At 69.1% G+C, this 21,613-nt stretch carries 24 protein-coding genes and 1 tRNA gene; 14 read left to right on the plus strand and 11 right to left on the minus strand.

The genetic code is table 11. The features are described 5' to 3' along the window. Positions 1-32 precede the first annotated feature (32 nt). Positions 33-665, plus strand: coding sequence for a GNAT family N-acetyltransferase (locus AC1MEY_RS03510; protein ID WP_480229343.1), 633 nt, complete (start codon positions 33-35; stop codon positions 663-665). Between the two features lie 117 nt (positions 666-782). On the opposite strand, the gene mbtN is transcribed toward AC1MEY_RS03510, so the two are convergent. From mbtN to AC1MEY_RS03525, 3 genes are read right to left on the minus strand one after another with little or no spacing between them, the layout of a single operon-like run. After that, entirely contained in the window at positions 783-1,946 is a 1,164-nt protein-coding gene (gene mbtN / locus AC1MEY_RS03515) for a mycobactin biosynthesis acyl-ACP dehydrogenase MbtN (protein WP_480229344.1), read from the minus strand. Next, positions 1,943-3,493 carry a long-chain-fatty acid--ACP ligase MbtM gene (gene mbtM / locus AC1MEY_RS03520; protein WP_480229345.1) on the minus strand — a complete coding sequence of 517 codons (1,551 nt, stop codon included), beginning with the start codon at positions 3,491-3,493 and terminating at the stop codon, positions 1,943-1,945. Before mbtM ends, mbtN begins: the two co-directional genes overlap by 4 nt. Before the next feature lie 29 nt (positions 3,494-3,522). Next, on the minus strand, positions 3,523-3,792 hold the full coding sequence (locus AC1MEY_RS03525; protein WP_480229346.1) for an acyl carrier protein: 270 nt from the start codon (positions 3,790-3,792) through the stop codon (positions 3,523-3,525). A 134-nt stretch (positions 3,793-3,926) separates the two neighbouring features. On the opposite strand from AC1MEY_RS03525, the gene crcB reads away from it, so the two are divergent. Next, complete coding sequence (crcB, locus tag AC1MEY_RS03530; RefSeq protein WP_480229347.1) at positions 3,927-4,421, plus strand: fluoride efflux transporter CrcB; 495 nt, start codon at positions 3,927-3,929, stop codon at positions 4,419-4,421. Further along, positions 4,418-4,786, plus strand: a complete 369-nt coding sequence (locus tag AC1MEY_RS03535; protein ID WP_480229348.1) for a fluoride efflux transporter FluC — start codon at positions 4,418-4,420, stop codon at positions 4,784-4,786. Before crcB ends, AC1MEY_RS03535 begins: the two co-directional genes overlap by 4 nt. A 3-nt stretch (positions 4,787-4,789) precedes the next feature. Here AC1MEY_RS03535 and AC1MEY_RS03540 read toward each other — a convergent pair whose 3' ends face one another. Beyond that, positions 4,790-6,037, minus strand: a complete 1,248-nt coding sequence (locus AC1MEY_RS03540) for a flavin monoamine oxidase family protein (protein ID WP_480229349.1) — start codon at positions 6,035-6,037, stop codon at positions 4,790-4,792. A gap of 186 nt (positions 6,038-6,223) precedes the next feature. On the opposite strand from AC1MEY_RS03540, the gene pgm reads away from it, so the two are divergent. From pgm to AC1MEY_RS03560, 4 genes are all read left to right on the plus strand, one after another. Beyond that, a complete protein-coding gene (gene pgm, locus AC1MEY_RS03545; RefSeq protein ID WP_480229350.1) occupies positions 6,224-7,855 on the plus strand; it encodes a phosphoglucomutase (alpha-D-glucose-1,6-bisphosphate-dependent) in 1,632 nt (543 codons plus the stop codon). Positions 7,856-7,865: 10 nt separating this feature from the next. Further along, a complete protein-coding gene (locus AC1MEY_RS03550; protein ID WP_480229351.1) occupies positions 7,866-9,131 on the plus strand; it encodes an MFS transporter in 1,266 nt (421 codons plus the stop codon). 54 nt (positions 9,132-9,185) lie between these two features. Then, positions 9,186-9,258 (plus strand) — tRNA-Ala (locus AC1MEY_RS03555). A 177-nt stretch (positions 9,259-9,435) separates the two neighbouring features. Further along, the gene (locus tag AC1MEY_RS03560; protein ID WP_480229352.1) at positions 9,436-9,576 is read left to right on the plus strand and encodes a hypothetical protein; all 141 of its coding nucleotides are present in this window, start codon (positions 9,436-9,438) and stop codon (positions 9,574-9,576) included. A 247-nt stretch (positions 9,577-9,823) separates the two neighbouring features. Here the strand turns inward: AC1MEY_RS03560 and AC1MEY_RS03565 are convergent, their stop codons facing one another. Further along, positions 9,824-10,393, minus strand: a complete 570-nt coding sequence (locus AC1MEY_RS03565) for a DUF2510 domain-containing protein (protein WP_480229353.1) — start codon at positions 10,391-10,393, stop codon at positions 9,824-9,826. 359 nt (positions 10,394-10,752) lie between these two features. Then, entirely contained in the window at positions 10,753-10,986 is a 234-nt protein-coding gene (locus AC1MEY_RS03570) for a PASTA domain-containing protein (RefSeq protein WP_480229354.1), read from the minus strand. Between the two features lie 725 nt (positions 10,987-11,711). On the opposite strand from AC1MEY_RS03570, the gene AC1MEY_RS03575 reads away from it, so the two are divergent. From AC1MEY_RS03575 to AC1MEY_RS03595, 5 genes are all read left to right on the plus strand, one after another. Beyond that, positions 11,712-12,014 carry a hypothetical protein gene (locus AC1MEY_RS03575; RefSeq protein WP_480229355.1) on the plus strand — a complete coding sequence of 101 codons (303 nt, stop codon included), beginning with the start codon at positions 11,712-11,714 and terminating at the stop codon, positions 12,012-12,014. 405 nt (positions 12,015-12,419) lie between these two features. Then, complete coding sequence (locus AC1MEY_RS03580) at positions 12,420-12,644, plus strand: hypothetical protein (RefSeq protein ID WP_480229356.1); 225 nt, start codon at positions 12,420-12,422, stop codon at positions 12,642-12,644. Positions 12,645-12,704: 60 nt separating this feature from the next. Continuing rightward, complete coding sequence (locus tag AC1MEY_RS03585) at positions 12,705-12,887, plus strand: hypothetical protein (protein WP_480229357.1); 183 nt, start codon at positions 12,705-12,707, stop codon at positions 12,885-12,887. Positions 12,888-12,905: 18 nt separating this feature from the next. Beyond that, positions 12,906-13,829: an alpha/beta fold hydrolase gene (locus AC1MEY_RS03590; RefSeq protein ID WP_480229358.1), complete on the plus strand. Its 924-nt coding sequence runs from the start codon at positions 12,906-12,908 to the stop codon at positions 13,827-13,829. Positions 13,830-14,058: 229 nt separating this feature from the next. Beyond that, entirely contained in the window at positions 14,059-16,044 is a 1,986-nt protein-coding gene (locus AC1MEY_RS03595; RefSeq protein ID WP_480229359.1) for an acyltransferase family protein, read from the plus strand. Between the two features lie 37 nt (positions 16,045-16,081). On the opposite strand, the gene AC1MEY_RS03600 is transcribed toward AC1MEY_RS03595, so the two are convergent. After that, entirely contained in the window at positions 16,082-16,282 is a 201-nt protein-coding gene (locus AC1MEY_RS03600; protein ID WP_480229360.1) for a hypothetical protein, read from the minus strand. Between the two features lie 127 nt (positions 16,283-16,409). Beyond that, positions 16,410-16,580 (minus strand): hypothetical protein, encoded by a 171-nt coding sequence (locus AC1MEY_RS03605; RefSeq protein WP_480229361.1) that lies wholly within the window; start codon positions 16,578-16,580, stop codon positions 16,410-16,412. A 109-nt stretch (positions 16,581-16,689) separates the two neighbouring features. Between AC1MEY_RS03605 and AC1MEY_RS03610 the strand changes: the two genes are divergently transcribed. Then, positions 16,690-18,111, plus strand: coding sequence for a carboxylesterase/lipase family protein (locus tag AC1MEY_RS03610; RefSeq protein WP_480229362.1), 1,422 nt, complete (start codon positions 16,690-16,692; stop codon positions 18,109-18,111). A gap of 23 nt (positions 18,112-18,134) precedes the next feature. Here the strand turns inward: AC1MEY_RS03610 and AC1MEY_RS03615 are convergent, their stop codons facing one another. Both AC1MEY_RS03615 and AC1MEY_RS03620 read right to left on the minus strand, forming a co-directional pair. Then, positions 18,135-19,154: an NAD(P)H-binding protein gene (locus tag AC1MEY_RS03615; protein WP_480229363.1), complete on the minus strand. Its 1,020-nt coding sequence runs from the start codon at positions 19,152-19,154 to the stop codon at positions 18,135-18,137. A gap of 161 nt (positions 19,155-19,315) precedes the next feature. Then, the gene (locus AC1MEY_RS03620; protein WP_480229364.1) at positions 19,316-20,242 is read right to left on the minus strand and encodes an NADP-dependent oxidoreductase; all 927 of its coding nucleotides are present in this window, start codon (positions 20,240-20,242) and stop codon (positions 19,316-19,318) included. A gap of 235 nt (positions 20,243-20,477) precedes the next feature. On the opposite strand from AC1MEY_RS03620, the gene AC1MEY_RS03625 reads away from it, so the two are divergent. Next, positions 20,478-20,852: a DoxX family protein gene (locus AC1MEY_RS03625; protein WP_480229365.1), complete on the plus strand. Its 375-nt coding sequence runs from the start codon at positions 20,478-20,480 to the stop codon at positions 20,850-20,852. A gap of 14 nt (positions 20,853-20,866) precedes the next feature. On the opposite strand, the gene AC1MEY_RS03630 is transcribed toward AC1MEY_RS03625, so the two are convergent. Continuing rightward, positions 20,867-21,574, minus strand: a complete 708-nt coding sequence (locus tag AC1MEY_RS03630; protein WP_480229366.1) for a TetR/AcrR family transcriptional regulator — start codon at positions 21,572-21,574, stop codon at positions 20,867-20,869. Positions 21,575-21,613: the final 39 nt, after the last annotated feature.

Raw genomic sequence — 21,613 nt, forward strand, 5'->3', positions numbered from 1 at the left:
CCTTATCTGGTCCGGTAGGCTTCGGCGTCGAGATGACCGAAATCGATGACCCCGTCCCCGTCCTGCCGCGTGAGCTGACGACGCTGACCGACGAGGTGCGCGCCGTCCCCGCGCCGATGACGCCCGTGCTGGCGGAGCCGTATCACTTCCGGCCCGCGGACCCGGACGCCGACGCCGAGTTGATCTCCGAGTGGATGAACCGCCCGCACCTGGCCGAGGCGTGGGAGTACGACAACCCGCCGAGCTGGTGGCGGAACTTCCTGCGCGCGCAACTCGCCGGTGAGTACTCGCGGCCGTTCGTCGGGAGCTTCAAGGGCCAGCAGATCGCATACCTGGAGGTGTATCGCGCCGCCAAGGACTCGATCGCGCCGCGGTATGACTGCGACCCGCACGACCTGGGCGTGCACGCCGCGATCGCCGACCTGAAGTTCGTCAACAAGGGCTTCGCGCCCATCCTGCTGCCGCGCGTGATGGCGAGCCTGTTCGAACTCGAACCCCGTTGCCGCCGCATCATGTTCGACCCCGACCACCGCAACGCCGGTGCCCGCGCGGTGTGCGAGTGGGCCGGCTGTACGTTCCTCGGCGAGCACGACATGGCCAACCGTCGGATGGCGCTCTACGCGCTGCCCCGCACGCCCGAGGACGCCCCCAAGCCCCTCGGCTAGAGCGTTCCACGGCGTTACGTTCTTCGCGCGAGCAGTCCGCAAGCGGCTCCAGTGAACTCCCCTCATTCGTGCCGGAAGAGGGGAGTTCACGTCTGCTCGCGGGAGAAAAACGAGGTGTCAGGGGAGCTGGTCGAACTCGGCGTAGCCGTCGTAGTCGGGCTTCATCGCCGCGGCGACCAACTCCCAGAGCACCTCGTCGGTGCCGCCGCCCACGCGGGCCAGCTTCATGTCACGCCACCAGCGTCCGAGTGGCGTCTCGTCGACCAGATAGCCGGAGCCGCCGAAGATGTGCATGCACTCGTTGACCACCTCCTCGCCGAGGCGGGCGGCACTGACCTTCATCGCCGCGGCGGCGCGCAGGTCGAGCTTGCCGGTCGCGGCGATGCCGTCGAGCGCGTAGCGGAGCATGTCGACGCGCGCCTGCAGGTCGGCCATCCGCAATCGAAGCGCCTGGTGCTCGTAGAGGGTGTGGCCGAACTGGCGACGGGTCATCATCCGCGCCAACGTGATTCCGAGTACGCGCTGGGCCGACGACGACACCAGCCCGGCCACCGACATCCGCTCCTGGGCAAGGCCCCACGAGATGGCGGCCAGCCCGATGCCGGCACGGGCGACCAGTGCATCGGCGGGCACCCACGTGTCGATGTGCACCGCGGCGGTGTCGAGCGGTCCGGCGCCGACCTTGCGGTAGGGCGTCTGCACCTCGCACTGCGCGAGGGGCACGGCGATGACGACGACGCTGCCGTGCTTGCTGTTCGGGTCGTGGTCGACGCTGCGGGCCACGGCCATGACGTGATCGGCGATGGGGGACAGCGAGACGTACTTCTTGATCCCGGTGACGCGGAAGCCGTCACCCTCGGTCCGGACCTCCGTGCCGACGATCTGCAGGTCGGATCCGCCGGACTGCTCGGAGGCGCCGATGCACAGCACGGCCTCGCCGCGGATGGCCTGCTCGGCGATCTCCTTGAGGTAGTCGGACTTGCCGAAGCGGCGCAGGATCGCGATCGCCGAGTCGTGCAGTCCGACACCGACTCCGATGCCCGCGGACCCCAGGTGGCCGAGCTTGCGAGCCAGCGCGATGACCTTCGCCACGTCCGAGTTCTGCTGCCCCGCCGGCCACTTGGCGGCGAAGACGCCGCTGCTGCCGAGGTACTCGATGAGTTCGCGGGGGAAGTGCTCGATCTCCTCGGCGCGCGCCGTCCACTTGGTGACGCGGTCGTCGAAGACGTGCTCGAGCAGCTCGGCGTAGTCCTGCACCGACGGTGTCTGGGTGGCCGTCATCGCGGTGCTCCCTCCAGATTTCGTTTGACCTCCAGGCGGCGCAACTTGCCCGACGACGTGCGCGGCAGCGTGCCCGGTTCGAGGAACACGACGTCGGCGGGGACCACGCCGCACTCCGACGCGATCAACTGCACCACCTCGCTGCGCGCGGCGGGCTGGTCGGTGCCCTTGAACTCGGCGGCGATCAGCAGGCCTGGGCGGGCCGACGACTCACCGGTGCCGATCGCGACCACCGCACCCTCGCGGACGCCGTCCACCCGCGCGGCGATCCGCTCGATCTCGGTGGGGAAGACGTTGCGGCCCGCGACGGTGATCAGTTCCTTGGCGCGACCGCACACCACCAGACGGCCGTCGACGAGGTAGCCGATGTCGCCGGTCGGGAGCCACTGCGTCGGGTCGATGGGCGCCTCGCCGACGTAACCGGTCATCAGCGACGTGCCCCGCACCTCGACGTCGCCGACGTCACGGCCCAGCACCTCGGTCTCGCGTGCGGCATCGGGGTTGATCCGGACCTCCATGCCGGGGATGGCGTCGCCGAGGACGGCGAACCGGCGGGTCGAGTCGCCGCCGTCGGTGCGCACCGACGGCTCGTCGACCTCCAGGCCGGAGAATGGCGCGGGAATGGTGACCGCACAAGTAGATTCGGCCAGACCGTAGGACGCGGCGAGGGCCTTCGCGTCGAAGCCGACGCGGGCCATCTCGGTGGCGAAGCGCCGGGTGCCGTCGCAGTCGACGGGCTCGCCGCCGTTGAGGGCGAACCCGAGGTGGCTCAGGTCGACGTCGTCGCCGACGATCTTCGCGTACTTGCCGATGACGTTGTAGGCCATGTTCGGGGCCGCTGTCATCGTGGCGCGGCTCTCGGTGAGCCAGGTGAGCCAGCCGAACGGGTTGCCCGCGAACGCGGAGGTCGGTGCCTGCCAAAGGTCGGCACCGGCGAGGGCGCTCGTCATCAGGAAGGCCAGCCCCATGTCGTGGTAGATCGGCAGCCAGCTGTGCGCACGGCTGTTGTGGTCGACGTCGACGTGCCGAACCAGCCCTTGGTAATTCGCGAGCGCCGCGACAGGTGAGATGCGGGCGGCCTTGGGGGTTCCGGTCGAGCCGGCGGTGCCCTGCAGGATGGCCACGTCGCCGCCGTCGGGGCCGTGAAAGGTGGTGGAGCGGCGGTCGTGGGCGACCTCGGTGACGTCGTGCACGGTGATCGACGCGTCGCGGTCGCGCAGCAGGTCGAGTTGCGGGCCGTGGCTGAACACCGTGCGCACGTCGAGGGCGCGCAGCCGGGCGAGCGTGGTCTGCGCCCACTGGTCGGCGTCGGCACCGCGCACGGCGCTCGGCAGGATGGACAGCGCGGCGCCGGCGAAGAACGTCCCGGGGATGGCGGCGAGGAACTCGACGGTCGGTTCACCCACCAGCCCGACGGCGCGGGCGCCGTCGTCGGCGATGCGTTCGGCGACGTTCTCCGCGCGGGCATGCACCTCCGCCCACGGATGGCGGTGCCACGCGCTGCGGTCGGCGTCGAGAACGGCCAGGACGTTGGGTGACGCCGTCATCGCCTCCGACAGAGCGGACGCGAGGACGTTCACGAGTTGCTGGGCGCCGCAGGCACCTTCGCGAGGATCGCGTCCTCGAGTTCACCCACGGTGTCGCAGCTGAGCAGGTCTTCCTCGGTGAGCGCGACACCGAGCTTGTCCTCGATGGCGACCATGCCGACGGCGAACGCGACCGAGTCGAGCCCGACGTCGTCGATGAGACGGGATTCTCGCGTCACGCGGCTGATGTCGACGTTCATGTCCTCGCGCAGGATCTCGCTCAGCGCAGCGCTGACCGACTCCGATTGTGACCTCTCCATGGCGGGGGACAGTACACCGACGAGTTAAGTGAGGCTAGGCTTACAAACGGCTCCCCTGGCGACCTCGGGTGCGGTCCGAAACATCGGTAGAGTCCTCGCGACGTGGTGACGGAACCGCTCGAGACGAGGTGACCGTGAGCGGCAGACCCAGCGGCGAGCGGGACGGCGTCGACAAGCACGCCGAACTCCCGTCAGACCCCGACGCCGACGTCTCGCGGCCGCTGCATCGCCGGCCGTCGACGTGGGCGCTGGTGTTCGCCGGCGGCGTGGTGGGCACCGCGGTGAGATACCTCGTCGAAGAGCTGCTGCCACACGACCCGAGCGCATGGCCGTGGGCGACGTTCCTGATCAACCTGAGTGGCGCGTTCGTGCTCGGCGGACTTCTCGAGGGACTGGCGCGGCTCGGCGACGACTCGGGGTGGCGGCAACGCAGCCGGCTCTGCGCGGGCACCGGACTGTGCGGTGCGTTCACCACCTACAGCACCTTCGCGCTCGAAGTCGTGCAGCTCGCTCGCCATGGTCACCCGTGGACCGCGATCGGATACGGCCTCGGCAGCGTGGTCGGTGGCGTCCTCGCCGCGTGGTGCGGCATCGTGCTGGCGGCGCGGATCAGGGCGCAGCAGTCGTGATCGCGCTCCTGACGTTCCTCGCCGGCGCCGCCGGTGCGGTCACTCGCTTCGGGCTCGATTTCGCGATCAAGCAACGGTGGCGATCGCCGTTCCCGTGGGCCACGGTGATCATCAACGTCTCCGGGTCACTGCTGTTGGGCGTCCTCGCCGGCATCGTGCTGTTCGACGGCGGGTCGCCTGCCTGGCAGACGGTGCTCGGGACCGGATTCTGCGGCGGATACACGACGTTCAGCACCGCCAGCTTCGAGACCGTCCGGCTGATCCAACAGGGCAAGCGGGTCCTGGCCCTGCTCAACGCGTCCGTATCGCTGCTGCTCGCCGTCGCGGCGTGCGCGGCCGGCCTCGCGCTCGCGTGGGCCCTCTGACCGTCAGCGGCGCACGAGCAGCAGTGCCTCGGCGGTGCGTCGGCCACTGACGAGAGCGCCCTGGATGGAGGCGGTGTCGCGGTGGTCGCCGCAGACCCACCGGCCGTCGGCGAGGCGGATCGGTCGCCGCACCGTCAGCGGCGGAGGTTGCGCGGGAAGCGCACCCGGAACCACGTGCCGGGTCAGCCGCGTCCACCGCGTGCCGTCGGAGCCGAGGATCTCGGCCGCGTGCCGGCGGACCACGGACTCCTCGGGTTCGCTGCCGTCCGCGCCGATCAGCGCGGAGGCGGCGATCAGATGGCGCCCCGCGGGGGCGTAGGTGGGCGCCGCCGCGCTGATGACGGCGGTGTTGAGCACCGGTCCGGTCGCGCGGGGGCGACCGTCGACCCACAGCATCGGCGAGTCGGTCGGCGCCTCGTCGGCGGCCCACCAGTCCGTCACCACCCCGCGCATGCGTCGCTTGGGCAGCCCCGCCAGGCCAGCGGCGGTCGCCGGGTCGGTCGCGATCACGACGTGCCGGGCGCGGATGGACCCGCCGGGGCCGGTCACGCGCCACCCGTCGCCGTCGCGTGAGGTCTCGACGGCGTTGTGCTGCAGGTCGATTCGACCGCCGAGCGGTTCGGCGAGCAGGCGGGGCAGGGCGTGCATGCCCTCGGCCGGCAGCGCGGGGACACCGAGGACGAACATGCGCAGCAACAGCAGCACGAACGCGTTCGAGGTCTCGCCGGAGTCCTCGAGGAGGACGCCCGCCAGGAAGCGGTCGATCACCCGCCGCAGTTCGCCGCGCACGCCCGCGTCGTCCAGTGCGGCGCGCATCGAGGTGTCGGCGGCCGTGGACTTCAGCGCGCGGGGCCGCAGGGCGGGCGCCGCCCAGCGGGCCACCGACAGCAGGTTGCGCGGTCCGAGCCCGCGGCGGGCCAGCATCGCCGGGACCCGCGTCGGGGAGCGCAGCGGGTGCACCCACACCGTCGACCCGCCGTCGCGCCGCACGCCGACGCCCGGCCCGAACCCCTGCAGCCGCAGCGCGTCGACGTCGACGGCACGGCTCAGCTCCGGGTAGGCGGGATTGAGCACCTGGAAACCGCGGTCGCAGCGGAAGCCGTCGACCACGTCGGTGCGGACCCGGCCACCGACGTCGTCGGCGGCCTCCCACACCCGGACGTCACGGCCGGCCGCCGCGAGTACGCCCGCGCACCGCAGGCCGGCCAGGCCGGCGCCGATGACCAGGACGTCGACGTCGTCAGTACTCATTGCAGCCCATGGCTTCTGACCGCCTTCATCCGTTCCGACTCCGTCGAACGGGACGGCTACCCGACACGCTACCAACGGCGGCGTCGCGGCCCGTCGGGCGTCGTCGGGGCCACCATCCGCCGTCGCTCGATCGAATTCTCGGCGACCGGACGGTGCGGGCGGTCGAACCGGAGCAGAATCGACTCCATGGTTAATCCTCGCGCCGGGCAACCGGCTCAACCAGACGACCTCATCGACGTGGCCCGGGTGGTGACCGCCTACTACACGGTGGTGCCCGATCCCGAGAACGTCGATCAGCAGGTGACGTTCGGGACGTCGGGACACCGCGGGTCGAGTCTCGACGCGGCGTTCAACGAGGCGCACATCGTGGCGACCACGCAGGCGATCGTCGAGTACCGGGCGTCGCAGGGCACCACGGGGCCGCTGTTCATCGGCCGGGACACCCACGCGCTGTCCGAACCCGCATGGGCGTCGGCCCTGGAGGTGCTCGCCGCCAACGACGTCGTCGCGATGATCGAAGCCGCCGACCGCTACACGCCCACCCCCGCGGTGAGCCACGCCATCCTGACGTTCAACCGGGGGAGGGACAGCGACCTCGCCGACGGGATCGTGGTCACCCCGTCGCACAATCCGCCCCGCGACGGTGGGTTCAAGTACAACCCGCCCAACGGCGGCCCGGCCGACACCGACGCCACGGGCGTCATCGCGAAGCGCGCGAACGAGATCCTGCGCGGCGGCCTCGCGGACGTGAAGCGCATCCCGCTCGCGCGTGCGCTCAACACCGCCGAGCGCCACGACTACATGAACGCCTACGTCGCCGACCTGCCGAACGTCGTCGACATCCACGCGATCCGCGCCGAGGGCGTGCGCATCGGCGCCGATCCGCTCGGCGGCGCGAGCGTCGACTACTGGGCCGCGATCGCCGAGACCCACCAGTTGGACCTGACGGTGGTGAACCCGCTCGTCGACGCGACGTGGCGGTTCATGACGCTCGACACCGACGGCAAGATCCGGATGGACTGCAGCTCGCCGAACGCGATGGCCTCGCTGATCCACAAGATCGGCGAGTACCAGATCGCCACCGGCAACGACGCCGACTCCGACCGCCACGGCATCGTCACGCCCGACGGCGGCCTGATGAACCCCAACCACTACCTCGCCGTCGCCATCGACTACCTGTACGCGAACCGGCCCGGCTGGCCCGGCTCGACGGCCGTCGGCAAGACCGCCGTCAGCAGCTCGATCATCGACCGCGTCGTCGCGGGCCTGGGCCGCGAGCTGGTCGAGGTGCCGGTCGGCTTCAAGTGGTTCGTCGACGGATTGATCGGCGGCACCATCGGTTTCGGCGGCGAGGAGAGCGCGGGGGCGTCGTTCCTGCGCACCGACGGGTCGGTGTGGACCACCGACAAGGACGGCATCATCCTGGCCCTGCTGGCCTCGGAGATCCTCGCCAAGACGGGATCGACCCCGTCGCAGCGCTACGCCGAGCTGGCCGAGAAGTACGGCTCGCCCACCTACGCCCGCGTCGACGCCCCCGCGAACCGGGAGCAGAAGGCCCGGCTGGCCAAGCTGTCGGCCGAGCAGGTGAGCGCCACCGAACTGGCCGGCGAGCGGATCACGGCCAAGCTGACCTCGGCGCCCGGCAACGGTGCGGCGCTGGGTGGGCTGAAGGTGACGACGGAGAACGCGTGGTTCGCGGCGCGGCCGTCGGGCACCGAGGACGTCTACAAGATCTACGCCGAGTCGTTCAAGGGGCCCGAACATCTGGCCGAGGTGCAGGAGGCCGCCCGTGAGGTGGTGAATTCCGTCATCTCGTAAGGTCGCAAGGGTGAGTTCTGACGCGGAGACCGACTGTCCGGCTCCACCGAAGGACAAGTTGCCCGGCGAAGTCTGGGTCCTGCTCTTCTGCAACGTGGTGGTCGCGCTCGGCTACGGCGTGGTGGCGCCGGTGCTACCCCAGTACGCGCGCAACTTCGGCGTCAGCATCAGCGCCGCGACGTTCGTCATCACCGCATTCGCGCTGATGCGGCTGGTGGGCGCGCCGCCCGCGGGACTGTTCGTCCAACGGTTCGGCGAACGTCGGGTCTACGTCTCGGGGCTGCTGATCGTGGCGCTGTCGACCGGTGCGTGCGCGTTCGCGCAGACCTACTGGCAGTTGCTGCTGTTCCGCTCGCTCGGCGGGTTGGGGTCGGCGATGTTCACGGTGTCGTCGCTGGGCCTGATGATCCGGATCGCGCCGCCGAACGCCCGCGGTCGGGTGGCAGGCATGTTCACCTCGGCGTTCCTGGTCGGGTCGGTGCTCGGTCCGGTGCTGGGCAGCCTGACCGCCGGCCTGGGCCTGTCGATGCCGTTCGTCATCTACGGCGTCGCGCTGCTGATCGCGGCCGGCGTGGTGCTGATCATGCTGCGGACGTCGTCGCTGGCGACCCCCGACGAGCAGACCGAGACGGCGCTCAGCGTGCGCGCGGCGCTGCGCAACCGCGCCTACCGGGCTGCGCTGGCGTCGAACTTCGCCACCGGCTGGTCGGCGTTCGGCCTGCGCGTCGCGCTGGTGCCGCTGTTCGTGGTCGAGGTGCTGCACCGCGGCGCCGGGATAGCCGGGTTGGCGCTCGCGACGTTCGCGATCGGCAACGTGTCCGTGGTGATCCTCAGCGGGTACCTGTCCGATCGGGTGGGCCGGCGGATACCGCTGTTGATCGGCCTGCCGATCGCGGCGGCGACCACCGTGGCCGTCGGCTTCACGACGTCGCTGCCGATCTTTCTGGCCGCGGCCTTCGTCACGGGCGCCGCGACGGGCATCTTCATCGCGCCACAGCAGGCGGCGGTCGCCGACATCGTCGGCAGCAAGGCGCGCGGCGGGACGGCCGTGGCGACGTTCCAGATGACGTCGGACTTCGGCGCCATCCTCGGGTCACTCGCGGTCGGCCAGATCGCCCAGCACCTCTCCTACGGGGCGGCCTTCGCCTTCAGCGGCGCCATCCTGCTGTCCGCCGCGATCTTCTGGATCTTCGCTCCCGAGACCCGCCCCACGCCCGGTGCTGAGCACACCGAAGCCCGGCCGCTCGGTCCGGACGCCGGCGGCGAGGTGCCCTGACCAGCTGTTTTGAGCCCCAGGCGGCCAGTGGTGTAACTTCGACAGGCACGACGAGGGGCTATGGCGCAGTTGGTAGCGCACCACACTGGCAGTGTGGGGGTCAGGGGTTCGAATCCCCTTAGCTCCACTTAGATAGAGCAGGAAACCGCAGGTAGATGATTCGGACACGCTGATCGCGTTCGACGTCATCAATGGCACGTCATCACGATGTCGGTAGCCCCTGATCGAATGCGTTATGGCATCTGCTCTGATCATCAAGTCCAGTCAGTGGCTCTCGTACAAGCTGTGGTCTTGGTCGTGACGCGTGTGGGAGGACTGGCACCTCATCACGTTCGTGGACGGCGACGGTAAGCAGGTCTGCACGATCGGTTGCTTCGGGCAGTTCACCGGGTCGTGGGAGGCGCCGTACGACATGACGTGCTCGTGCGAGGCGGACGCCGCCTGATGGCACGGGTGAAGCCGAACGCCCGCAAGGACGGCAGCCTTTACCTCTGCGTCTACTGCCGCGAGCGCAATCACGAGACCGGCCAGACGGCCCAGACCCGCCTGTCGTCAATCCCATCGGCCACCTCACCGGCTCGCGCAGGGCACCCTGGCGCGCTACCGGTCCTATGTGCGCGACGACATCGGCACTCGACCGTGCGTCCGGACAGGGCAACGCCGACGCCATCGATGCCATGCTCAGAAAACAATCAGCGTTCGGGACGTTCGCCGTCCTGAGCCTCGAAGTGCTGCGTCGGGTGCTGGGTCACGACATGCCACGGTGCGGGATTCCGCGGCCGCACAGCCGGCGACCCCGCAATGTCCGGTTGCCATGCCCGCTGGCGCATCTGCTCGGCATCGGCTAGATCGACTGAGTCGAAGTGTGGGGGCGCTGCGCCGAACTGGTTGGCGTCGTCGGTCGCGGCTCGGTCGAACCGAGCCAGCAGGCCCGCCTCGTACTTTCGTCGTTGCGCGCGGCGATGGCGGGCCTGCCTTGCCCTCCGCGTGACGAGAAGGAACAGTGCCAGGGGCGCACTTACCAGCACAGCCAGCAGGGCCACGCCGGCAGCGGCTTTCCATTCGCCCGTCAGCGCCATGACACCCGCCAACCCGCCAAACACCACCGCGAACGGAATCAGGACGAACCTCTCCGGCGACACCGGCTTGCCAAGTGAAGGTTTCCGTACGGCGACATGGTCAGTCCACTGACGCCCGTCCCAATATCGCAACGACGGACCTCCACCGTGATCCGGGTACCAGCCAGGCGGCGGCCAGGTCATCGCACTCGCCGAGTCTTCATCGACCTGAAATCGCTTGCCACTCCGTATATGTCATTGCGCGCCATGCCCACTGACCCGATGCCGCGCACACGAAAGCGCCGCCGTTCAGGCCAGAGAAGTCGTCGACGGCGGGCTGCGCGCAGGAGCCGGGCGGTGGCATCGAGCATTCGGACATTGCTTCAGGGGAGCGCGGGTTGCAGTCTGGCCAGATGCCCGGCTCAGCCGAAGCAGTTGGCGCAAGACTCAATGAGCCCGCTGCCACCAGCATCGCCCCCAGGAATCGCATGATTCGAATCGTATCCACTCAGTCGGACGCTCGCTGTCGGTTCGCGGACTGTGGTGAATGCCGGGGATTGAAGCTAGGGGCAAGACTCGGTACCGGCGCGCGCCACGCCGAAGTCGACGGGCGTGGAATCGGTGAACGACTCTCCGGGTGCAGGATTCGAGTTGCATACCTGCCAGCCGCGATCCAGGACCTGCATGCGGCCCTGGCCTGTCGCGTCCGACGAGGTGCTGAAGAACGCCGGATTGCCGGTAAGGGCCTGCAGACCGTCTTGCGCCGCTTGCAGCGTTTGCCCGATGTAGTTGGGCATGACAAAACTCTGCGGCGTCGCGGGAACCTGCGACTGTGTGATGACCGGCGGAGGCGCTGACGTAGTCGGCGCGGGCACCGCGTACGTGCTGGATGGCGGCTGAGTCACCGTCACCGTGGCCGGTGCACTCGAGTCAGATCCCCCGCATCCTGCGACACCGAGCATGATCATCATCAACGTGAAAGCTGTTCTCCCCATTGAGGAGATGCTAAGGGATGAGCCGTGAGCGTTTGCGTGGTTTCGCAGAACTCAGCCGCTCTAGCCGGTGAATGATCCCGGGCCGTACGCGACCGCTGCCACGGTGTGCACAGGCGTGTGAGCCGTTGATAGTAGCGAGTCGGGGTCATCCAACGAGGTCGTGAATTGCGTCCTTCTTCTTGCCAGCGGTCAGCCACCACTCCTGCTCGAGGTCGAGGTCGCGGTATCGAGGTCGGTCAGGGAATCCAGAGCCACTGGTCCTCGGGGTGGTGTTTGAGTCAGTTCCGCCGCTGGGTCACCAGCGAAGTCCTCCCCGTGATCCGCCGCAGTCGTTCCTACTCGACCCTTGGAGCCTCGCCCGTCGGTCCCGCGGAGCGTTGACGCGTGGCCGGCTTGGTTGTCCGCGAGCGATTGTCGGGATCATCCGTGAAACTGCGATGGTCCCGCCAGCCATCGCAATGATTGGGTCCGGATTCAGGACCGGCCAAGCTGCGTGACGGCCCGCGTGGTCGGGTACGCCTCGTCCCATGAAGCGTCAGGAGCTATGCGCGCGCTACAGGCAGCTGGTTCGCCATGACTTGCCGCAGCTCGGCCAGGCCGGCCGATGGGTGGTGACCAAGGACCACTGTTTCGGACGGATTCTGCTCGATCACGCTGTCGGGGGCTGCTGGTACGAGGTGCTCGATCGGCGTCGCTCCCCGGCATTCGACCAACTCGATGACGAACGACTTGCCGCTGCGGTTGCGCTCGCCGAGCGCATCGTGCGCGAGGGTGATTCTCTGCTGCGGCGGCTCAACACGCAGAGCCTGGCTTGGCGGGGCAAGCTATGAGCACCACGGTCCTCGGCAACGTAGATGAGTCGGAAACCTGTGATCCTGTAAACGGTCGTGCTGGTCCGGGACTTGCCCGTTGGGAGCGCTGAACCGCAACCCATCACCCGTCGCGTCTTCAGTTCACCGGCGGAGGCGTGCGCGAGGGCCCGATTGCGCAGCGCATCACGGGTGCGACACCTTCACGAGCGGATGAGGGAGTGGCGGCGTGACGACGCCGTCGCCCATCGACGGCTGAATTCCTGCGTCGCGGCTAAACGCTGATGGTCGACCGCTCTAAGTCGAGTAGGCGCCATCCCCCTTCAGCATGCTGCGATTGGTGCCCGACCGTACGCGCGGCGCCGGTCGTCTGACACGGCACTTCAAGCGCGTTTGGCCTCGCCCGGCGTCGGGCAAACCCCAGGCATGCGAAACCTCTTCCTTCGGTCGACGATCGTCGCCACTCCTGTCATCGCGATGGCGCTGCTTGGCGCGGGGAACGGTTCGGCGGAGCCGCTCAACTGCGTGAACGGGCAGTTCTGGGATCCCATCACCAACACCTGCCAGACGCCGCGGCCCGCGGACGACTGTGCGCCCGGTCAGTACTGGAACGCCCTGTCGAACGTGTGCCGGCCGCTGGGTCAGATCTGACCCAGTGGTCCGACGGTCCTAGATTCCCGCGCAATCGACGACCGCATGGTTCCATGAATCATGGCCACGGGGGAGTCACGAGACGACGACGGCACCGACGAGTCACCGCCGGACGTCCCGAGAGCCGGGTTCTTCGCGCGGATGCTGTGGGGCGTCGACGCGCCGACCACCGACGCAGAGTCGGAGCGACGATGGGCGAGGGCTGCGAAGGATCTGCGCGCCATTCACCGGGGCCTCACCTGACGACCGAGTGATGCCGCGATGCTCACGCGACTGACCGCCGCCGTGCTCGCCGTCGTCCTGCTCGGCGCCTGCGCTCGGGCGAGTGACGTCGCGGACGACGATTGTGGTGTGCTGCCTGCAGGTTTCACCGCGAAGAACGTCGACGTCGGCGATGCCGTCATGCACGCCGTGGTCGGCGGCGCCGGTCCCGCGGTGGTCCTGCTGCACGGTTTTCCCGAGACCTGGTTCACCTGGCGTGGCGTCATGGCGGCACTGGGGAAGACTCATCGCGTCATCGCGCCCGACCTCCTCGGCGTCGGATGCTCGACGCTCGCCCCGCGCTACGACGCCGACACCATGGCACGCGCGGTACACGACGTCGTCCGCTCCGAGGGTCTGGCCCGTGTCGCGGTGGTGGGGCACGACACCGGCGGGTGGGTGGCCTACTCGTACGCCCGCCAGTACCGCGAGCAGATCAGCCATCTCGTCCTCTCGGGTGCGGCGATTCCCGGCTTCGGTCTCGAGGAGCTGCTCGACTTCCGGACGCCCGGCCGGGGCCTGCCGCACCTGGCGTTGTTCCAGCAGCCCGACGTGCCCGAGATGCTGATCGGCGGCCGGGAACGGGAGTACTTCGGCGAGTTCGTCACCAGCGCCGCCATGCACGAGTCCGGCGTGATCGACGTCTACGCCCGGGCCTACGCGCGCCCCGACCGGCTCAGCGCCGCGCTCGGCCAATATCGAGCGATCTACGACGACGCCGCGAACAACCGACGCGACGCCGCACCCGAACTCGACGCGCCGACGATGGCGCTGTCGGGTCCCGGGGGAGTGGCGCAAAGTGCGGACGGACTTCGCCGGGTCGCGGGTGACGTCACCGAGGTCGCGATCCCCGGCGCCGGCCACTACGTGCAGGAGGACGACCCGACCGCGGTGGCCGCCGCGCTCGCGCGATTCATACGCTGACCAGAGGTCGCCGCACCCCGTCGCCGTGAAACAGTCGATGACCTGACAGCAGGGTTGTTCGTATCAATCCGAATACTCACAGGCATCTATACGGATCGATACGGGCGACCGATTCTGCCGCCGAAATTGCCTCGGCGGTCAATATCTTCTCCTACGCTACGAAGCGGATCGTCGACCCTTCGTCGACGAGAACGACCAGGCGTGGCCATGAAGGGATCCCATGGCGGACGTGACCGTACGAACGTCCGCGAAGGGCATGTCGGACAGCGCCTTTCACCGGCTCGACGTCCAGGGGCTGCGTGGATTCGCCATTCTGATCGGCGTGCCGTTCCACGCCGGACTGGCACCGCCCGGCGGGTTCGTCGGCCTGGACGTCTTCTTCGTCGTCTCGGGCTTCGTGATCGCCAACATGATCGACCGCGAATGGTCGTCGACAGGGCGCTTCCGCTTCGGCCAGTTCTACCTCCGGCGGTTCAAGCGGCTCACCCCGGCGCTGGCGCTGACCGTCGGCGTCACGATGATCGCGGCGTTCTTCCTCCTGTCACCCTTCGGACCGCAACAGCTGGCGGCGGAGACCGGTCTCGGCGCGATGCTGCTGGGCGCCAACTTCGTCATCATCACCAACACCGGCGACTACTTCGGGCCGACCGCCGAGTCGAACGCCCTGCTGCACACCTGGTCGCTGTCGGTCGAAGAGCAGTTCTACGTCGTGTTCCCGGCGATCCTGATGCTCGGCTGGGTGCTGGGGAGGCATGCGCGACGGCTGCCGTGGACGACGATCCTGGTCGGAGCGGTGGTCCTGGTGTCGTTGTCGCTGGCCCTCGCGCCGCCGCCCACGACCGGCCCGCTCGCGCCGTACGCGCACTACCTGCTCGGCTACTACGGTCCCGTGAGCCGCGCGTGGGAGTTCGCGGCCGGCGGACTGCTGGCCCTGCTGACCCGCAACCGTACGGTCGGCTCGGCTCGACGGGCGCGCCACCTCGCAGTGCTCGGCGCCGCACTGCTCCTGTCGGCGCCCTGGGTGATCACCGCCGACACCGCCTATCCGAGCGCGTGGACGCTGCTTCCGGTCGCCGGGACGCTCCTGCTGATCGCCTCCGGCACCGGACACGACACCTGGGCCAGCCGGGCGCTGTCGACGCCGCCGATGGTGGCGCTCGGCAACTGGTCCTATTCGATCTACCTGTGGCACTGGCCGATGATCGTGTTCGCCAACCACCTCTGGCCCACGGTGTCCTACGCCGCACCGCTGGCCGCCCTGCTGTCGCTCATCCCCGCCGTGGCGTCCTACCGGTGGGTGGAGCAACCCATCCGCCGCCTCCCGACGCGGACCCGTCCGCGAACGGCCGCGCTCGTGGCTGGCGTCGTCCTACCCCCGATCGTCCTGGCGGCAACCCTGAACGTGGCGGCCGACGACTTCTGGCTGCCGCGCTACGAATCCGGGGTCATTCCCATCGCACACCAGGGCGACGTCGGCGACTGGGCGAGTTACTTCCGGTCACTGGACGAGACCTACTACCCCTGTGCCGATCCGGCCGTCCGCAGTGGCGCCCTGCAGTGGAGTGGCCACGCGCGGTGTCGGCAGTCCCGGCCGGGACCGCGGGTCGACGCCGTCGTCTTCGGCGACAGCCACGCCGAACACCTCTTCGTCGGGTTGGCCGAGGCCCTACCGCGCCGGAACGTCCTCTACTCCGTGCCGGGCCCGCTTCCCGGGGGGCGGCTCGACAGCGCGGACATGACGCGGATGGTCGACTACGTCGTGGCGACGCCCTCGGTACGGACGGTGATCGTCAACATCGGGTGGTCCAAGCGCGGCCTGCAGGCCGACGACCTGCGCCACGTCCTCGAGACCCTCGCGGCGGCGGGCAAGGCCGTCTTCGTCACCGACGACATCCCGAACTACGGATTCGACGCAATGGACTGCAAGTACCGGCCCGCGCCCATCCTGCCGTTCACCAGATGCACCCTCGAGCGGTCGCTCTTCGACGAGGAGTACGCGACGTACGCCGACCACCTTCGCGAGATCGTCGCGCAGGTGCCGGGAACGCACGTGATCGCGACGGCTCGGTACTTCTGCGACGCGGACTACTGCAGGATGACCGACGGCGATCACCTGATCTACCGCGACGCCAACCACCTCAACGACGCCGGCAGCAGGTACCTGGTCGACCGGATGCTGGCGGACGATGCTCAACTCAGAGAAGCGCTGTCCTGAACCGGTTCTCGGGCCGAATCGCATCCCCGGAAAGGCGTCAGAACGGCAGGTCCACGTGTCCGTTCGTGGTGTTCACCTCGTCGTGGTTGTCGACGTGCGAACCGATCGAACTGGGCACCTGCGGATCGGGGCCGTAGGGCAGCAGCGGATCGGGGTCGGCGCCGGCGATGGGCGCCAGCGCGACGGCGCCGGCGACGAGTGCTGCGGTGACGGATGCGACGAGCGTGCGACGGGACATGATGACTCCTTCGTGGTGTCCGCCCGGGATTCGGGCATGACTCCACTCTCGGCGCGGGAGCCTCCGATGTCGTCAGTGGTGACACCCAACTCGGGTGCCTGCTAGCTGGAAGCGGGGAAGCGGGTCGCTACGCAGCGACGGGCAGCGCGTACGCCGCGGGCGGCACCATCGAGAAGTAGACGAGATCGCACTGCGAGCACACGACGTCGTAGCGGAGCCCTCGGCCCGGTTCGGCATCGAGGCGATAGTCGAACGGTGCCGCGCAGTCGGGACAGCTGGTTGCGTAGTCCTCGTTCACGAAGTCACTCCATTCGGGTCGCTAGTACGTTGCTAGTCAGTTACCCAACGGTGTGCCGCATCAATCACCGTGATGCAGTGTCGTGACCAACGTCGGAAGGAGTGCAGCCGTGCGGAAGTCGTACCTGGCCCTCGGTGGCCTGGCGGGCGCTGTCGTGATCGCGGCGGCGCTGCTGGTGCCGTCGGCGCCGGCGGCGGAGGGGCCCGTCGTCGACGTCGACACCGGGGCCCTGCGCGGCAGTGTCGACGGGGACGTGGAGAGCTGGAAGGGCATTCCGTTCGCGGCACCTCCCGTGGGTGAGCTGCGGTGGCGGGCGCCTCGACCTGCGGCGCGATGGGAGGGGACGCGGGACGCAGACGCCTACGGCAGCGACTGCATGCAGCAGCCGGCGCCCAGCGATGCGGCACCGCCGGGGACCGAACCGTCCGAGGACTGTCTCTACTCCAACGTGTGGCGGCCGGCCGGTGACAGTGCCCAGCCGCGACCGGTCGTCGTGTGGATCTACGGTGGCGGCTTCGTCAACGGCGGATCCTCACCGCCCACCTACACCGGTGCCGAACTGGCACGCCAGGGTGTCGTGGTCGCGAGCTTCAACTACCGGCTCGGGCGCTTCGGTACCTTCGCGCATCCCCGCCTGACGGCGGAGAACGCCGACGGCGGGCGGCTCGGCAACTACGGGATCATGGACCAGATCGCCGGACTGCAATGGGTCAAACGCAACATCGCGGCGTTCGGCGGCGATCCGAACAACGTCACCGTCATGGGGGAGAGCGCCGGCGGTATGTCGATCAACATGCTGCTCACGTCGCCCGAGGCGCGCGGGCTCGTACAGCGGGCCATCATCATGTCCGGCGGCGACGGTACCCAGCTGGAACCGACCACCCCCGGCGACGTCGAGCGGATGGGCACCAGCTTCGCGGAACGACAGGGCATCTCGAAGGATGATCCCGAGGCGTTGGCCGAACTTCGCGCGTTGAGCGCCGATCGGGTCCGCGGCGACCTCAGCATGGAGCGACTCTTCGATGGTTCACCCCGCGACTTCGCCAGCCCCTACGTCGACGGCACCGTGGTCGTCGACCAGCGCGCAGCCTATCGGGCGGGCGCGTTCACCCGGGTGCCCGTCATGATCGGCGCGACCAGTGCCGACCTCGGCGGGCGGGACGGCTTCATGATCGCCGGCGCCCGCGAGGTCGCGACAGTGCTTGCCGGACAGGGCGTCCCGGTGTACTCCTACCGCTTCTCCTACGTGCCGGGCTCCATCGACCCCGGCACCGGCGCAGAGCACGCCACCGACATCCCGTTCTTCCTCGGCACCGAGCGGATCCGCTACGGCGACGACACCACGGCACGCGACGAGGACGTGGGACGGATGGCCAGCGCGTACGTCGTGAACTTCGCGCGTACCGGCGATCCGAACGGGCAAGGTCTGCCCACGTGGCCCCGCTATGCCGCCGCCACGGACGAGATCCTCGACTTCACGCCCGCGGGTGCGGCCGTGGCGGGCAAGGACCCGTGGGGGCCGAGGCCTTAGGGTGGTCGGTCCGGCGCGGCGCGTCAGGCCGAACGCGCGGTCCGGGCTCGCGCCCAGTCCGGGTCGGTGGGCAGCACCGCGGCCGACGACGGCTCCGTGTCCTGGACGCCCGTCGGCACCGATTGCGGCTGCTCCAGTGCACGCGCCACCGCATCGCGGTAGGTCGTCAAACCCCCTGCGGGCGGCGGGATGATCGTGTCGACGTCGCGATCACTCATCACCGAGTCCGACTTGAGGGACTCGACCAGCGGTCCCACCAGCCCGGCGGGCATCGGGGTGAGTATCGCGATGCCTCGTCCGACCAGCGCCGGGGGCAGCAGGGGGATGGTCACGATGCGCCGCGTGGGCAGTCCGGCAACGTCGGCGAACTCGCGCAGCACGTCCTCGTAGCGCAACACGTTGGGGCCCCCCACATCCCACGTTCGCGACGCCGGGACCGCGGCCGACGCCGCCTCCACGAGGTAGTGCAGCACGTCGTCGACGGCGATCGGCTGGACGAGGTGCCGCGACCACCTGGGCACCGGAAGCACCCGCAACGCTTGGACGAGATGCCGAATCATCTCGAACGAGGCCGAACCCGCACCGATGACGACGCCCGCCTGCAGCGCGACGGTCTCGATCCCCGATTCCAGGAGAGTGTCACCGACGGTGGAGCGGGACTCGAGGTGCTCCGACAGCCGTTCGCCGGACGGGTGCAGACCGCCCAGGTAGACGATCCGCCGGACGCCCGCTGCACGCGCCGCGGTGACGGCGTTGTCCGCCGACTTCGCCTCCTCGGCCTCGAAGTCCGAGGACGTCCCCATCGAGTGCACCAGATAGAAGAGGACGTCGACGCCCTCGCACGCCGCCACCAGGGACTCGGGATCCGCGAGGTCGGCGCCCACCACCTCGACGTCGTCCACCCACGGCGTCGAGGCGAGGTCGTCGGGGTTCCGTGCCATGGCGCGCACGCGGTGACCCGCCGACAGCAGCCGCGGAATCAGGCGGCCACCGACGTAACCGGTGGATCCGGTCACCAGGCAGGTCAAGGGTTCGGTACTCACGTCGTGTCTCCTAGCGCACAGCACCGGTGCTGGCCGACCTGGCCAGGTGCCCGACGGCTGATGTCGCTGAAGGCCGTCCCGCAAATGCTCGCCGGGTTGTGATTCCCCGTGCCCACCGGATCCGAACGTGAGTCCTCTCACCTGCGGTCCCCCGCCGGGACCTAGCGCTGCGTCGGCACCACCACGATCTTGCCGCGCAGGTGTCCCTCCTGGCTCGCACGCAAGGCCTGTGCCACCTCGGCCAGGGGGTAGGTCCGCGACACGGTGGTGACGAGGCGTCCGCTCTCGGTGAGGGCGACGAGTTCGCGTAGTGCATCGCCGAGCCGGCTGCCGACGCCACCCACGTGCACGACGATCCCGCTGGCGGCGGCGTCGAACGCGACGAGGGTGAGGACCCGCCCCGGATCGCCGGTCAGTTCGATGGACATCGGGATCTCGCCGCGTCCGGAGGCGTCGAGGACGGCGTCCACGCCGTCGGGGGCGATCGCGCGCACCCGTTCGAGCAGTCCGTCGCCATAGGTGACGGGTATCGCGCCGAGTGACCGTATGTACTCGTGATTGTCTGCGCTCGCGGTGCCGATCACCGTCGCGCCGCGGGCCACCGCGAGCTGGACGGCGACGCTGCCGACGCCGCCGGCTGCTGCGTGGACGAGGAGCGTCTCACCGGCGGTGACGCCCAGGCGATCCAGGACGACGAAGGCCGTGCCGCCCGCTCCGGCGAGGGATCCTGCGGCTTCCCAGCTCACGTCGTCCGGTTTGCGCACGATGTCGGTCGCCTCGGCGAGGGCGTATTCGGCGAAGGATCCGGTGGTCGCGCGACCCAGCACCGGTGCGCCGACCTCCCAGCCGTCGACGCCCGGGCCCACCTCGTCGACGACTCCGGCTACGTCGGTACCGAGTCCCGCGGGCAGGGTCAGCGGTGCTGCGTCGCGCATGAAGCCGGCCAGGATCTTCCACTCGATGGGATTGACCGCTGCCGCGTGGACGGCGATCCGCACCTGGCCGGGCCCGGGAACGGGGGCGGGGGCGTCGACGACATGCAATACCTCGGGCTCGCCGTATTCGGCGAACTGTGCTGTCTGGGACATGGTCGTAGGTCCAATCCGTGGGTGGGCGGTGCGTCCTGTGGCGGTCGTGTTCGTCGTGAACACGACCCCCAAAGTAATGTGTCGACTGACAAGATTATTCCGATGCGATCCAATGTGCCGACCGACAGTAAACAATTTGACAATCGACATCGAAGGCGAGCGTACCCACGGGGGGTGAACGCGAAAGGCCTTGTCGGGTCACGAGTGCGTATCCATTGAACAGAGGACGATCGACGTGAACGTTGCGCTATGGGTGGCTCAAGTCCTGCTGGCGGTGGTCTTCGCCGGTGCGGGTGGGGCGAAGCTGGCGCTGTCTCCCGCGAAGCTCAGCTCGAGTCTGGGCGACTGGATCGACGGAATCCCCGGGCCGGCCGTCAAGCTGCTGGGTGCCGTCGAAGTCGCCGGTGCCGTCGGTCTCGTCGTGCCGCCACTCGTGAACGTCGCACCGGTGCTGACGCCGTTGGCGGCCGTGGGGACGGCGCTGGTGATGTTCGGCGCCATCGTGGTCCACGCTCGTCGTCGAGAGTTCCCGAACGTCGCGGTGAACGCCGTGCTGCTCGTCGCCGCCGTCGTCGTCGCGTGGGGTCGCTTCGGTCCGTACGCCTTCTGACGCCCCCGGTGCCGTCAGGTCCGTCGGGTTCGTGACTTCTTCGCCCCGGCGGGCGGTGTGGAGTCCGGCTGCAGGCCGCGAACGATGAAGTCGGCGCTCAGTTCGGCCTGCGCGGCGACGTCGAGGGGCGGGTCCGGGTCGAGTTCGGCGAACATCCGGGTCAGGGGCCGCAGCGTGAACGGGGCTGCCGCACCGTGGGTGAGAATGAAGTGGAACAGGCTCACGGGGATCGGGCGGATGCGGCCCTCGGCGGCGAGGTGATCGAGTAATCGTCGCAACGGTCCCATCGTGGGCGCGATGTAGGTGTCGAAGACGTAGGCGAGACGCTCGGTGTCCTGGCGGCCCTCGATGTTCATCAGGCCCACCAGTTCCGGGTGTTCCGCCGAGTACTCGAGGAACACGCGCACGAACGCGCGGACCTGATCCAGGGGATCGGTGAGCGTCGGGTCGAACGCGCCGGTCATCTTGCGACTCAAGGGAGCGAACGCCCAGTCGACGGTCGCGAACCACAGCGCTTCCTTGGATCCGAAACGGCCGTTCAGCAGGTTGTGGCTGCCTCCGAGTTCGCGGTTCAGCGTGCGCAGCGAGACGCCGTCGTAGCCGAGTGTGGCGAAGTGCTGCAACGACACTCGGAAGATCTCGTCCAGAGTCGCGGGGGAGTCCTCGGCTCGGGGCCGGCCGGGTGATCTGCGCGGCGTCTTGCCCGCCGAGGTGGGACTCATCTGCCGAGGTTACATCCGCCACATAAGAATGTGGCGGAT

This window comes from Mycobacterium sp. PTI7, assembly GCF_056679845.1.